General features: G+C 64.5%; 23 protein-coding genes. 8 read left to right on the top strand and 15 right to left on the bottom strand.

What is annotated here, in order from left to right:
* From AC1DJN_RS16660 to AC1DJN_RS16590, 15 genes are all read right to left on the bottom strand, one after another.
* The coding region (locus AC1DJN_RS16660; protein ID WP_478039526.1) for a DUF2280 domain-containing protein at positions 1-218 on the bottom strand (218 nt) is incomplete at its 3' end.
* A 30-nt stretch (positions 219-248) separates the two neighbouring features.
* Positions 249-833, bottom strand: a complete 585-nt coding sequence (locus tag AC1DJN_RS16655; protein ID WP_442251241.1) for a putative metallopeptidase — start codon at positions 831-833, stop codon at positions 249-251.
* A 55-nt stretch (positions 834-888) separates the two neighbouring features.
* Positions 889-1,203, bottom strand: a complete 315-nt coding sequence (locus AC1DJN_RS16650) for a hypothetical protein (protein WP_442251242.1) — start codon at positions 1,201-1,203, stop codon at positions 889-891.
* Positions 1,196-1,402 (bottom strand): hypothetical protein, encoded by a 207-nt coding sequence (locus AC1DJN_RS16645; protein WP_442251243.1) that lies wholly within the window; start codon positions 1,400-1,402, stop codon positions 1,196-1,198. The genes AC1DJN_RS16650 and AC1DJN_RS16645 overlap by 8 nt, the downstream gene beginning before the upstream one ends.
* Before the next feature lie 163 nt (positions 1,403-1,565).
* Positions 1,566-2,045, bottom strand: coding sequence for a hypothetical protein (locus AC1DJN_RS16640; protein ID WP_442251244.1), 480 nt, complete (start codon positions 2,043-2,045; stop codon positions 1,566-1,568).
* A complete protein-coding gene (locus AC1DJN_RS16635; protein WP_442251245.1) occupies positions 2,042-2,239 on the bottom strand; it encodes a hypothetical protein in 198 nt (65 codons plus the stop codon). The genes AC1DJN_RS16640 and AC1DJN_RS16635 overlap by 4 nt, the downstream gene beginning before the upstream one ends.
* Entirely contained in the window at positions 2,236-2,706 is a 471-nt protein-coding gene (locus AC1DJN_RS16630; RefSeq protein WP_442251246.1) for a hypothetical protein, read from the bottom strand. Before AC1DJN_RS16630 ends, AC1DJN_RS16635 begins: the two co-directional genes overlap by 4 nt.
* Complete coding sequence (locus AC1DJN_RS16625) at positions 2,703-2,984, bottom strand: hypothetical protein (protein ID WP_478039524.1); 282 nt, start codon at positions 2,982-2,984, stop codon at positions 2,703-2,705. Before AC1DJN_RS16625 ends, AC1DJN_RS16630 begins: the two co-directional genes overlap by 4 nt.
* A 136-nt stretch (positions 2,985-3,120) precedes the next feature.
* On the bottom strand, positions 3,121-3,588 hold the full coding sequence (locus AC1DJN_RS16620) for a recombination protein NinB (RefSeq protein WP_442251247.1): 468 nt from the start codon (positions 3,586-3,588) through the stop codon (positions 3,121-3,123).
* A gap of 202 nt (positions 3,589-3,790) precedes the next feature.
* On the bottom strand, positions 3,791-4,177 hold the full coding sequence (locus AC1DJN_RS16615) for a DUF551 domain-containing protein (RefSeq protein WP_442251248.1): 387 nt from the start codon (positions 4,175-4,177) through the stop codon (positions 3,791-3,793).
* Positions 4,174-5,613: a replicative DNA helicase gene (locus AC1DJN_RS16610; protein WP_442251249.1), complete on the bottom strand. Its 1,440-nt coding sequence runs from the start codon at positions 5,611-5,613 to the stop codon at positions 4,174-4,176. The genes AC1DJN_RS16615 and AC1DJN_RS16610 overlap by 4 nt, the downstream gene beginning before the upstream one ends.
* A complete protein-coding gene (locus AC1DJN_RS16605; protein WP_442251250.1) occupies positions 5,610-6,461 on the bottom strand; it encodes a hypothetical protein in 852 nt (283 codons plus the stop codon). Before AC1DJN_RS16605 ends, AC1DJN_RS16610 begins: the two co-directional genes overlap by 4 nt.
* A complete protein-coding gene (locus AC1DJN_RS16600) occupies positions 6,461-7,075 on the bottom strand; it encodes an HNH endonuclease signature motif containing protein (RefSeq protein ID WP_442251251.1) in 615 nt (204 codons plus the stop codon). The genes AC1DJN_RS16605 and AC1DJN_RS16600 overlap by 1 nt, the downstream gene beginning before the upstream one ends.
* The gene (locus AC1DJN_RS16595) at positions 7,072-7,437 is read right to left on the bottom strand and encodes a hypothetical protein (RefSeq protein WP_478013530.1); all 366 of its coding nucleotides are present in this window, start codon (positions 7,435-7,437) and stop codon (positions 7,072-7,074) included. Before AC1DJN_RS16595 ends, AC1DJN_RS16600 begins: the two co-directional genes overlap by 4 nt.
* Positions 7,438-7,722: 285 nt before the next feature.
* Positions 7,723-7,923 carry a hypothetical protein gene (locus AC1DJN_RS16590; protein ID WP_442251253.1) on the bottom strand — a complete coding sequence of 67 codons (201 nt, stop codon included), beginning with the start codon at positions 7,921-7,923 and terminating at the stop codon, positions 7,723-7,725.
* Here AC1DJN_RS16590 and AC1DJN_RS16585 point away from each other — a divergent pair.
* The 8 genes from AC1DJN_RS16585 (at position 7,922) to AC1DJN_RS16550 (ending at position 11,211) form a co-directional block, all read left to right on the top strand.
* Complete coding sequence (locus AC1DJN_RS16585; protein ID WP_442251254.1) at positions 7,922-8,470, top strand: hypothetical protein; 549 nt, start codon at positions 7,922-7,924, stop codon at positions 8,468-8,470. The genes AC1DJN_RS16590 and AC1DJN_RS16585 overlap by 2 nt on opposite strands.
* Positions 8,471-8,477: 7 nt before the next feature.
* Positions 8,478-8,840 carry a hypothetical protein gene (locus AC1DJN_RS16580; protein WP_442251255.1) on the top strand — a complete coding sequence of 121 codons (363 nt, stop codon included), beginning with the start codon at positions 8,478-8,480 and terminating at the stop codon, positions 8,838-8,840.
* On the top strand, positions 8,837-9,208 hold the full coding sequence (locus AC1DJN_RS16575) for a surface-adhesin E family protein (protein WP_478039522.1): 372 nt from the start codon (positions 8,837-8,839) through the stop codon (positions 9,206-9,208). Before AC1DJN_RS16580 ends, AC1DJN_RS16575 begins: the two co-directional genes overlap by 4 nt.
* 138 nt (positions 9,209-9,346) lie before the next feature.
* Positions 9,347-9,676, top strand: a complete 330-nt coding sequence (locus AC1DJN_RS16570) for a hypothetical protein (protein ID WP_442251257.1) — start codon at positions 9,347-9,349, stop codon at positions 9,674-9,676.
* Between the two features lie 97 nt (positions 9,677-9,773).
* The gene (locus AC1DJN_RS16565; RefSeq protein WP_442251258.1) at positions 9,774-10,025 is read left to right on the top strand and encodes a hypothetical protein; all 252 of its coding nucleotides are present in this window, start codon (positions 9,774-9,776) and stop codon (positions 10,023-10,025) included.
* Positions 10,012-10,161 (top strand): hypothetical protein, encoded by a 150-nt coding sequence (locus AC1DJN_RS16560; protein ID WP_313251119.1) that lies wholly within the window; start codon positions 10,012-10,014, stop codon positions 10,159-10,161. Before AC1DJN_RS16565 ends, AC1DJN_RS16560 begins: the two co-directional genes overlap by 14 nt.
* On the top strand, positions 10,151-10,606 hold the full coding sequence (locus AC1DJN_RS16555; protein ID WP_442251259.1) for a hypothetical protein: 456 nt from the start codon (positions 10,151-10,153) through the stop codon (positions 10,604-10,606). Before AC1DJN_RS16560 ends, AC1DJN_RS16555 begins: the two co-directional genes overlap by 11 nt.
* A gap of 188 nt (positions 10,607-10,794) precedes the next feature.
* On the top strand, positions 10,795-11,211 hold the full coding sequence (locus AC1DJN_RS16550) for a hypothetical protein (RefSeq protein WP_442251260.1): 417 nt from the start codon (positions 10,795-10,797) through the stop codon (positions 11,209-11,211).
* The last annotated feature ends 243 nt before the right edge of the window (positions 11,212-11,454 follow it).

Below are 11,454 nucleotides of genomic sequence, written 5' to 3'. Positions count from 1 at the left end.
TCCTCCTTGAACCTGGCCCGGGACTCGTGGAACAGGGTCACCCACTTGGCGCCAAGGTCGCGCCCGGCGAACTTCGTGGGGTCGTGGCTCTCGGCCTGTTGGCGACTGATCTCCGTGTTGAACTGCGTTCTGACGGCCTCAACCACCTGAGAAGGCGTGTCGAAGCAGGCCAGAGACTGGACGATGAAGGCTTTGATGTCGGAACTCAGCGCTGCCATTGCGGCTCACCTGTCATAAGGGGTCGCAGATCAGGAGGCGCGCTGGAGGCACGTCCCACAGGCGTGAGCCACGTCCGCAACGGCCACTTCGGGCTTGCTGCTGGCGGCTTCCACCATCTGCTGTACTTGGGCACTTGGGCCATACCGACGGACGACGCCCACGAACTCCTCAACGTCGTGGCCGCGCATCTCCAGCGCTGGCAGGCCGTCCTTGCCGAACTTGGGCGCCCCGTACGAATCCTTGGCCTGGGCGATGTGGTACAGCTCGTGTTCGATCAGGGCGCAGAACTCGGCGTCGCTGCACTGGCTGCAGTAGTCGGCCGCCAAGGTGATGACGAACGACGGCACCCGGCCGAACCAGTCGACCATCTGCCGTTCCATCCGGCCACGCTTCCAGCCTCCGGCCATGAACATGACCTGCTCGGCCTGGCCGATGACCGCCTTGCCCTGCTTGGTGAAGGCCGTTTCGGCCCACAGCACGCCTATGTCGGCGTCCTGCAGGTGGTAGTGATCCGGGTTGGTCAGCGCGCCATCCTCGGACAGGATCTGCTCGCATACCCACGCCCATACCGCCTCGGACGGGACGAACCGCGCCCACGGGTGTTCGAAGTCCACCGACAGCAACTCCCCTGGCGGCATTGGCCTGTTGACCGTGCTGGCCTTGGGCTGCTTACCCGCCATTGGCAGCCTCTGCGACCCTCAGCCGCTCCAACACCTTGGGCAGGCGCTGGATCAGATCCTCGACCACGGCAATGTCATCTGCAAGGAATGCGTCGCGGGCGGCCTTCTCTGCCGCTTCCCGCTCCATCTGCTCTCCGACAGTCTTGGCGATGTACCGCACTCCAGCGATGATCTGCCGATCACGTGCAGGGCTGAAACCAGTCCAGCGACGGATTACCTCGTCCACATCTCCACCAGCGCGAACACAATCGGCAGCGTCCTTGGTCAGGCGCTCTTTCTCGGCATTGGTGAGCAGGTCATCCACGATCCACCTCCGCCTGCAACCGCACCTGCCCCTGCCGGGTGATGCCGAAGCGCTCGCCCTGCTCCTGCGCGTAGCCGTGGCTCACCAGCGAGTCCAGCAGCGAGTCGCCGCCGCGGTGGTGGTCGCGCCACTCCTGGCGGGTCAGGCTGAACTGGGCGGCCAGGTGCTGCAGGCCCTGCGTGATCGGGTCCAGAGTCACGGCAGGGCCTCCTCGGTCCCACGGGCGATGAGTGGCACGGATCGGGGTTGCAGCCCCTCTCCGCCGCCGCAACGCGGCAACCCGTTCCCTCGGTGCTGGCTGTTGCCCACCTGCCAGCTGGGGCTACCGATTTCTCCCTCGGTAGACGGGCGCATGTAAGCGGTCACGCGGCACGCTCGGGCAGGCCGAACAGGTCCAGCTGCACAGGCATGGCGCGTTTCGGCGCCGGCGCGGTGGCGATGCCCAAGTGCTCGAAGATGTCCTCCAGCACGTTCGCTGCGGCCTCGGCCGTCACGCGCGGGAACCGGTACATGCCCACCAACCACGGCCAGTACGGAGAGCGCTCGCCCTTGCGGGCCATCTCCACGGCCACCGGCTTGTCCTCTTGCAAGACGAACGCCTGCGAGGTCTCCGGGTTGATGAGCAGGTAGCTGGCTACCGTGCATGCGCGTTGGTTCTCTGCGATTCGTGGAAGGATCAGTTCAAGGGCGCTCGCCGGGTTGATCGGGTCGACCACGCAAACCGCGCGTGGCTTCCAGACCTGCCGGAACGGAACACCCTCAGTTGTACCGGTGCGGCGCGGAGCATCAACGGACGCGGCCATCTTTCGACCTCCGGTGCGGGGTTGGGTTACCTGGCTCATTGGCTTGCCTTCCTGCGGTTGATCTCGCGGCGCATCAGCTGCGCCTCGGTCTTGAACGCGCGGGCCTCGTGTAGCACCTCGCGCATGTCGTAGCCCTTCCGGTGCAGGCTGAAGATCTCGGCGGCCAGAGCGTGGTCGAGGCGTGCAACCACCTCCAGCTCCGGCGTGGTGTACTGGCTGAAGGTCGGGCTCACGCTGCCCTCCTCGACTCGGGCGTTATGCCCGCCACGGTGACGGCCACACCCAGCGCAGCCCACGCGTGCGACTTGACGCCATAGGTTGCCCCCGGGGCCTTCTTGGTTCCTTGCGGGCCAAGCAGGTCCAGCAGCGCCTGACGGATGTTGGCGTCCTTGGCCTTGGTGCTGCCGCACAAGTGCAGCTTGACGTCTCGGCGATAGACCAGCCTCACGGCGTCCGGGTGCCGCCACACCTGCTGGAAGCGCCCGACCCACACGCAAGTCTCGAATACCTCCCGGCCTACGGCCATGCCGTAGCTGGCGATCATCTCAATTGCCAGCTGGTCCTCGCTGTAGCGGTTCCAGCCGGCCACTATGGCCAGCAGCTCATGGTTCGGAATCACACCAGATTCCAGAACACTGCCGCCCTGTAGCAGGCACCACCCGCTTTCCTCGGTGCCGGGATCGATGGCCATGATCCTCATGCCGCACTCCTCTGACCCAGCCGCTGCAGAGTCACGTTCAGGGCGRCCAGCTCGTCCATCTTCATGATGGTCCACATGCGTTTCTGCCCGTGGATCCCATTGAAGCTGCCCTGGTGGCAGTCCTTGCAGAGCGCCACGGTGGTGTAGTGCTGGCCCTGGTTGATGTGGTGGGCGTCGGACGGTGCCGGCGCATCGCACACACTGCAGGGCAGATGCTTCACGGCCTCCAGGTGCGCGCGCTCGGCCGCGGTGAAGGCCTTGGCGTTCTTGGTCCTCATCGACGACGCTCCCCGTGCCGTTTCGTGGCCGCGCATCGGTCGAGAGCAACGATTACGCCCAACCTGATCCGGGCAACGTCTTTCGAACGGCAAAGGAAGCAGAGCTGCGCCAGAACGTAGTCCAGTGAGCTGCCCATCACGCAACCCTCCTGCTTGGCGGCGCGAACTGCGCCAGTTTTTCCACTGAGCTGTCCGACCAGCGCACCCGGTCCGAGAACTCGGCGTGGATGAAGGTCAGGAAGTCGCCCATCTTTCGGCGGCTGTACTTGCTGGTCTGGGCGCCGAGCATCACCACGCCGCCGCGCAGGCCGGGGGCCCATTCGGTCTCCTCCTCGAACGCAGCGGTCAGCACGTCCTTCCAGTCGTAGGGCGTGGCCTGCCTGGTGCTGCCGTCGCGGCGGGTGATCACCAGCGGCACCTGCTTGGCGATGTCGCTCAGCGCCGGCCACATCGCCGCGTTCTGGTCGAGCGTCCGCTTCGGCTCGTCCAGGGTGATCTGTACCGGGCCGCCCTTGATCCAGTCGTTGATGCCGCTCACGACGTTGGACAGCACCTGCGGCCAGTTCCGGTTCCCCTGCGGGTCGATCAGGAAGGTGCGCTTCATGCCTTCTTCCTCCAGCGCATGCAGCGGTTGCAGTAGACGTTGCCGCCACCGCAGTGACTGCACTTCGGCTCCTCAAAGTGGAACTCGGTGCAGTCGCCGCAGAAGTCGGTCCAGCACCACACCAGCCAGTACCAAGTCCCCTCGACGCAGCGGGGGAACCAGAGGAACTGGCGCTTGTACTCAGGCCGAGGCGATCCCCACTTCATCCCTCCACCTCCGGCGGAGCGGGCAGCGGCTGCCAGTGGGTGGGCGCTTCGGTAATCGAAGTACCGCCGCCGACAGTTCTCCACTCGCCCTCGTAGCGGCTATCCCAGAAAACCATGTACTGGTTCTGGCGTTCCGGGCACCACACCAAGATCGAGCGCGTCGTCTTCGGCGCCGACTCAATCGGCTGCCACTGCGGGGCGCGGGTTGCGTGGCCATAGCCCGTGTCGAACCCGAAGCGAATCAGCTGCCCGATAACCCGCAGCTCAAACTCGTAGCTCTCCAAGTCTTCGCCGTCGCGGACGTTACCGGCCTCCTGATGGTGGCCCCACTCATTGAGGCAGCTGGCCAGCAGTTCGCGGGCCTTCAATTCGATCTCGCTCATTCGTCACCTCCTTGGCGCCCACGGCGGCTACCGAGTCGCGGCGCAAGCTGGCGCGTCGGCTTCCTCGGTTCGGGCGGGGCTTCGTTGAACTCGTAGGCGGGGCCGTCCCAATCGACGGCGCGCTGGTACTGGTACTGGTTGCGCAGGGCAACGACGGTGCCGGTCTGGATGTTTCGGCCCTTGCCAACGATCACCTCGACCAGGCCCGGCCGGTCGTTCGGGTTGTAGACGTCGGGGCGGTGCACGAACAGGATCACGTCCGCCACTTCCTCGATGCCGCCGGAGCCGCGGATGTGCTTCACCTCGGGGCGCTTTGCCTCGGCGCCGGCGCGGTTGAGCTGCGCAAGCACCACCACCGGGCACTTCAGGAACTTGGCCAAGCCCTTCAGGTCGCGCAGTGCCTGCCCACGCTCCAGTGCCTCGTCCTGCTTCCCAGGTAGCGTCATCTCGTGCAGGTGATCCAGCACCACCAAACGCAGCGGCTTGCGAGCGTGCGCGCGTTTGGCGCGGGCCACGATCTGCGGTGCGCTCAGCTGCGGGTCGTCGTCCAGCAGAATTGAGGCGCCCATCATGTCGCTGATGGCGGCAGTGGCGCGGGACCAGTACAGGTCGGCGTCCTCGTTCCCGTCCGAGCCCTCCTGCCCGATGATCCACTGCAGCGGGATCTCGCCCAGCGCGGCGACGTCGCGGGCGGCCACGTCGGTGTCGTTCATCTCCATGGAGAACACCGCCACCGCATCGCCGCGCAGGCCGGTGAACCTGGCCAGCTGGAACCCGAGCAGCGACTTGCCCATGTTGGAGCGCGCCGCCAGCACGATGACCTGGCCGTCCTGCAGACCGCCGATTGCCTTGTTCACGTCGGCCCACGGCGTGGGCATGCCGATGGGCTTGCCGTCGCGGTGCCGGGCCAGCAGCTCGTCGGAGAACCGCTTCATCACCTCCCGGTAGGGCCGCAGTCCCGTGGAGCGCACCGGCGCGATGCTGTTGAGGCGAGAAGCCATGTGCGCGGCCAGTTCCTCGGCCGAATGCCCCCGACGGTTGTAGGCCGCCTGCAGCGCCTTCTGGCAGATGTCGATGAACTGCCGCTTGTGCGAGTGCTCAACGATCACCTCGCCGTAGCTGACGACGTTGGCCGAGGTGTAGGCGCTGCCGGCCAGCTCCAGCGCCAGCGTCACCAAGTCGTCGGCACCGGCCTCCACGTTGGCGTAGATCCACTCGCCGACGGTCACGGCATCGGCGGGCTTGTTGGCCCCGCACAGGGCCACGATCGCCGCATAGATGGCCTGGTGCTGGTGGGAGTAGAAATCCTGCTCGCTCAGCCAGTCCTGCACGTTCGCCAGCTCGGCGTTGTGCAGCATCAGGCCGGCCAGCACTGCTGCCTCAGCGTCGAGGTTGTGGGGCGCGCTGTCGCCCATGGGATCCATGACGGCGTTCATCGGCGCAGCTCCAGGTAGTTCCCTTCGATGACCTTGGCGAAGTTCTTTGGCCTGACCAGCCACTCCAGCGTGCAGGCGAAGGCCCGGCCATCGCGGTCAGTGCGTTCGCCCATCAGGAACGGCATCTCGCGCACCGAAGCGAAGAACTCCCGCCACCAGTCCAGGTTCTGCCGTTCCGGCGCCCCCTTCCAACGGGCGCGCAGCAGCTCCTTCCGGTCCTCTTCCCACACCCGGACCTGCGCCAGCTCCGGGAGCACCTCGTGGTACAGGTCGATGATTTCCATGTGCGGGCAGTTCGGCACTGCCGGCTTCTTCGGGCGGTTACCGAGCAGGTCCTGCCCTTCTTCGGCATCGTTGTCGGCGTGGTCGTCAGTCGCGGCATCGCCGCCGGCTGTCGACAAATCCACGCCAGTGGATTCCTTTCCCTGTTCCCTTCCTTTCCCTTCCTTTCCCTTCCTTTCAGGTGATGAGTCCTCACTGAGCGTTCCGTGAGCGCTCAAACCATCACCCCAAACGATGTGTATCACCTTGATTTTGCTGGCTGTCGGACGGTTTACCCGCTGGTGCTCGTCAAACTTCACCACTCGGCCGTAGCGCTTTCCGTCAGCACCCGCGCCAAGCTCGATATAGCCAACGTTTGAGAGCTGATTGAGCATTTCCTGCGTGCTCAGTGAGTACTCACGGAGCGGCAAGCACTCGGCTTTGACCAAAGCAGGATTGGCGTTGAAGTACCCCTCGTCATCGGCGTGGTTGAGCAGCGCCGCCGCGAGCATGTGCGTGATCTCCGGAAGCGCACTGAGGTCCTCGTGCTTCCAGAATTCAGGCTTGATTGTTCGGATGCGGGCCACTACGCAGCTCCCAAGAGGTCAGGCTGCGGCGTAGCCGTGCGCCGGGCTTCCGCCCTGGCCTGCTCGGCCGCGCATCGGGACAGGTGCGCGACGATCTGCTCGCGCGTCATGGGCGGGCTGGACTCGGCCAGCAGCACGCACTCTTCAAGCCGCTTCAGGTACTCATCACGATTCATGGAGACCTCCTGCTGGATGAGCTGGTCACGCCGCTCTACTGCCGCACCTACCGTCGGGAAGACCCCGGCATAGACGCGCCCGCCATCGGCGCACGGGATTCGCACAACGAACCCCCGTGGATGCAGGTGGACACAACGCTCGCCAGTGGCACCTCTCATCCTCTGGTGGCGGTTGCGGGAGTTCTGAGCGCTGGTAACGCAGCGAAGGTTGGAGCGCTGGTTGTTGAGGGTGTCGCCGTCGATGTGATCGACACACATGCCCTGCTCCGCTCCAGCGATCAGCCGGTGCAGGTAGATCCGCCGCCCGGCTTCAGTTCGGTACGCGTAGACGTGCCGGCCGCGATGCGTGCTGGCGCTCCACTTCTTCCCACCATGCTTGGCGTGGTCCACGTCATCGAGRACGCATACCAGGTCGCGCGAAAGCTGCAGGCGCTTCATGGCCAGCGGACCCCCAGCTTGTTGAGCGTGCTGGTCAGGCCGGCCAGCTGCTGCTGCAGCTCGGCCAGTGCCTCGGCCGTGGCTGCCTCGGGGGAGATCAGGTAGCGCTCGATCAGGTAATGAACCGGCGACACGTCGCGCGTCTCGGCGATATAGCGCTCCAGGTCATCGATCGACAGGCCGCGCGGTTTGCCGCCGCTGTCGCAGCCGGCGAGCTTCTCGCTGAGCTTGGACGGGGCCATATCGAGCCGGCCGGCGATGGTGGTAACGCCGGCTCCGCTGTAGACCTGGGAGGCGATATGCTCCCGCAGCGTCTTGCTGCGAGTCAGGCCGTCTTCGAAGGTGATTTGCAGACTTTTCATGCACTTATCCGGTTGGTGGGAATGCAGGGGTCAACGTGTTCCCCTGCGTTCCCCTGACTGGTCCTGAAAATGGCCGCTCCCCAAAACTAGAGCGGCCAGTGGTGAATTCAGAGGTGAAGCGGTCGAGCGGTGTCGTGGAGCTGGTGCCAGTTGCAGGCCGGCTGTTCGTGCTGAGGCGCTACGGCGATCGGGTGAAAGTCACCCAGGTGGAGCGGAAGACCCCGCCCGCTCCCGGCAGCGGCACCGTGGTGCCCTTCCCTGCCCGGGGTCGGTGAGGTGGTCATGTCAGGGACGACGCCGGCGAGCGGCCTTGCGCTCGGTGGTCACGGCGAGATCAACGAGTGCCTTGCCAACCTCATAGGTCGGCTGCATCAGGCCGCGGCGAATCCGGTTGATGGTGGACTGCCGGGCACCCACAGCAGAGCCAATGCTCTGCTCGGTCAGCCCAGCGGCGCGGAGACGTTCGATGGCGAGTGAGGGGTTCATGGCCAAGGAAAATATCCCATTCGGGATACGCATGGAATCCCCAAATGCATTTTGTCCGACGAACGGTATGCGGGATCATTCCTGTATGCATGACGACGACCTGCCCCGCCGCAATATTCAGTTCCTGATTGACCGCCACCAGGCAAACGCCACTGAAGTTGGCGTCAAGTCTGGGGCGGGCCAGTCATGGGTCAGTCGATACCTGAACAACAAGATCGACAAGGCAAATCCCGAGAAAATTGGCTTAGTCGCTAAGTTCTTCAACGTCTCAGCAAGTGACGTCATGTGGACTGACCTGTCCGCTTCGGCCGACGCTTCGCCGTCTCAGCCCGTGGGATCGGAGCGCGAGATAGTTGCAGCCGCAGTGAAGTTGGTGAGCGAAATGGAGGCCATGGCGCCTGAGCCGCTCCCCAAGGAGACCTATGCGGATCGCCTGTACGTGGCCATGAAGGTGGTCCAAGAGGAAGGTGCCGCTGGGATCATGGACGACAGCAACGTGATCGTTGCCCTACGTCGCTTCGCTGCCGAGCTTCGTAAAACAGGGTGAGGACAGCATGGCGATCAGCGACGAGCGACTGAAGGAACTAGCAGGAGAGATGGCTGAGGCCATGGGGATGAAGCCGCGTAAGCCTTCTGCCCCAACCATCGTGAGGCGCGGCCAAGTCGTCCCATTTCAGAGATCGGGCATGGATGGAGCTACCCGCGACATCGTCTATGCGCGGATTAGGGATTTGGCCCGCATGTACTGGCTGGCTTGGTTGATCCGCCAGGAAACTGCACACGTCCGCGGGGTCATCGAGTGTTTGACCGACGACGAGCTGCTGGACTTGAAAGACAAAATGGAGCGAGCCAGGGAGTGCCGCGTTGAGGGCATCGGGTTCGATGAAGCAGGACTGGTCAGGGAGCAAAGACTATGATCGCGGTACTTCTAACACTCGCACTTTCCACCTCAGCAATCTCCGATCGGTGGGTTGAAGTGGGCGCCACTGTCGTTGGCGGGAGCGTCTATGTGGACAAGTCGACCGTTGTGAAGTCTGAGGACGGAACCACCGTGTGGGTGAAGTTCGTCGGAGGCGGCGAGCGGGTTTTGGGGTCTCCACTGGCAGCTGAAGCCATGGCCCGCGTGTCATTCTCTTGCTCTCAAATGACCTACTCGGTCCATGACGTTATACGTCGCGATGGTGCTGGCCRGCCGCTTCCTTCGCAGGCTGCGGACAAGGTCGGTGATCGTACGGTCGTACCAGATACGATCTACGAAGCCCTCTGGAACGCCACCTGCCGTTGAGTAGGTAGATGTTCTACCTACCGTTCGTCGGCTAATGCATAAAAATATCCCGTTCGGGATTGCGCAAGTATCCCGTTTTGCATATCGTTCTCCCAACGCCGCAGCACACCCACTCCCGGGAGCGGCTTGGAGACGAAGATGGGTCTGCACACTGCAACCGACATCGCCCGGAACGCCCAGCGGAGCTTTGATGGCCTGCTGCCGGCGGACACCGAGGTAGACAGCACTGCGCTGGAATCGCTCCGCGCTCTGCCGGCCATGCTCGAGGACGTGCTGGGCTACCAGGGCCCGACCTTCTGGGCCAAGGCCGCTCGCCTTCTGGACAGCCACAAGGATGCCGAGCTGGCCGAACTGTTCCGCAGCACGCGGGACCGGATCGTCAACGAGAAGGTTGAGGACACCGCTGGCGACGAGTCGATTTCCGCGAACGGCGCGATCGACCTGCTGCTGAAGAGGTACGCGGCATGACCGCCGCCCACCGCTACGCGCTGCGCCACACGGTCGCCTATGCGCTCGCTTTTTGCTTCGGCGTGACTGCCTGCTTGCTGGCGCAGGCGGTGCTGTCGTGAGCCGGGCCGATGCCGAGGTGGTCTTGGACACACTGATCTCGTTCGCAGCGCGTGATCTGGCAGCAGATGACCCGCGCCGCGACTTGATCACGGCCGGGCACGAAGTGGCCGCCATGTTCAACGAACTGCGCGCCGCGGCCTACGCCTCCCTGGTTGCGCGCGACTTGGCCGACCAGATGGCCGCAGACGAACGGCTGGACCGCGCTCTGGCCGCGTGCGAACCGGAGGGTCCGCATGAACCCGTTTGACCGACTGGATGCAGCCTTCGCCGCGCAGTTTGGCGCGCTGCCGCCCATCACCCCGCCGGTGTCGCTGGCCGATGCCGAAGCCCAACACGAGGCCGTGAACGGCCTATTTGCTGAGGAATCGAACGATGAGCAGTAAGCACACGCCTGGGCCGTGGGCCTATCAAGAGGACAGCGATGCCTACACGCACATCGTCCGCGGACCCAACAACCGGTTCATCTGTCAGCTCAATCAATCCACTTCCGCCGAAATCGAGGCCAACGCCCGCCTGATCGCCGCTGCGCCGGAGCTGCTGGAGGCATGCCAGACGTTCGCCGAATGGCTGCGTCGCGAGGAAGGTGTTGGCGACCTTGAAGCGCCTTGGCGCGGCAAGCGCGATACGCCGGAAGGTGAGGCGGCTTGGCGTGAGTGGTACTACGAAAACCTTCGCCTGTGCGGCTTGGCCCAAGAGCAGGCCCGCGCCGCCATCGCCAAGGCCACGGGCGCAATCGGTGCGCAGCAGCGAACGCAACCGTCCAACCATCCGCCATGCCCCGGTTGCTTCGACACCGAGTGCAACGGCGAGTGCATGGAGAACTTGTGATGCGCCTCCTGACCCTCCTCGGCTGCCGCAACCGCACCGACCTCGCCGCCTGCCTCGCCAGCTACGGCCTGCTGGGCTACCTCGCCTGGCTGATGGTCTGGCCCGCCTGAATTCCCCCGCCCTTACGGGCCCCGCGCCGGCCCGGATTCCACGACGCCGGCATTTTTCCCCGAGACCAAGGAATTGCCATGTCAGCACCCACTTTCCAGATTCCACAGGACGTCATCCAGCCGATCATCCAGGCCAACATCACGGCGGCCATTGCGCAGGCGTTGGGCGGTAGTGCGAATGTCCTGGAGAAGGCCATCAGCACGATTCTCTCCACACAGGTGGACGGCGAAGGAAAGCCGAGCAGCTACAGCCACCACTCCCATAGGAGCTGGCTTGACTGGGCCGTTGGTGACGCCATCCGCAAAGCCGCGCGCGCAGCTATCGAGGAGCAGATCGGCACGCTGCAGGCGGCGCTCAAGGAGCAGATGGTTGCCCAGCTCACGAAGAAGAACTCGCCTCTGATCAAGCAGATCGCGGAGGGCCTGGCAGCAGGCGCATTCAGCCCCGAGGCAATCAAGTGGCGTCTGACGATCAGTCCCGAAAGTCGCGACTGATCCACACCAGGCACCCGCCCGGCGGCGGCTCCGAGAGCCGGGCACCTATTCCACCTACCAGCAGAGCAGCCATGAGCAACCTCGTTCTCTCGCAAACCAAGAGCCTCGCCACGTCCCTGAACATGGGCGCCGCCGACGCGCAGGAGCTTGTCGCCGTACTGAAGGCCACCGCCTTCAAGGGCCAGGACTCCGACGCGCAGAAGACGGCCCTGCTGGTGGTGGCGAACCAGAACGGACAGACCC

The sequence above is a fragment of the Stenotrophomonas sp. 05L414_2 genome (genome assembly GCF_056397905.1).
Note: the sequence above shows the minus strand (reverse complement) of the source record. Positions and strands in the feature narration are given on the sequence as shown.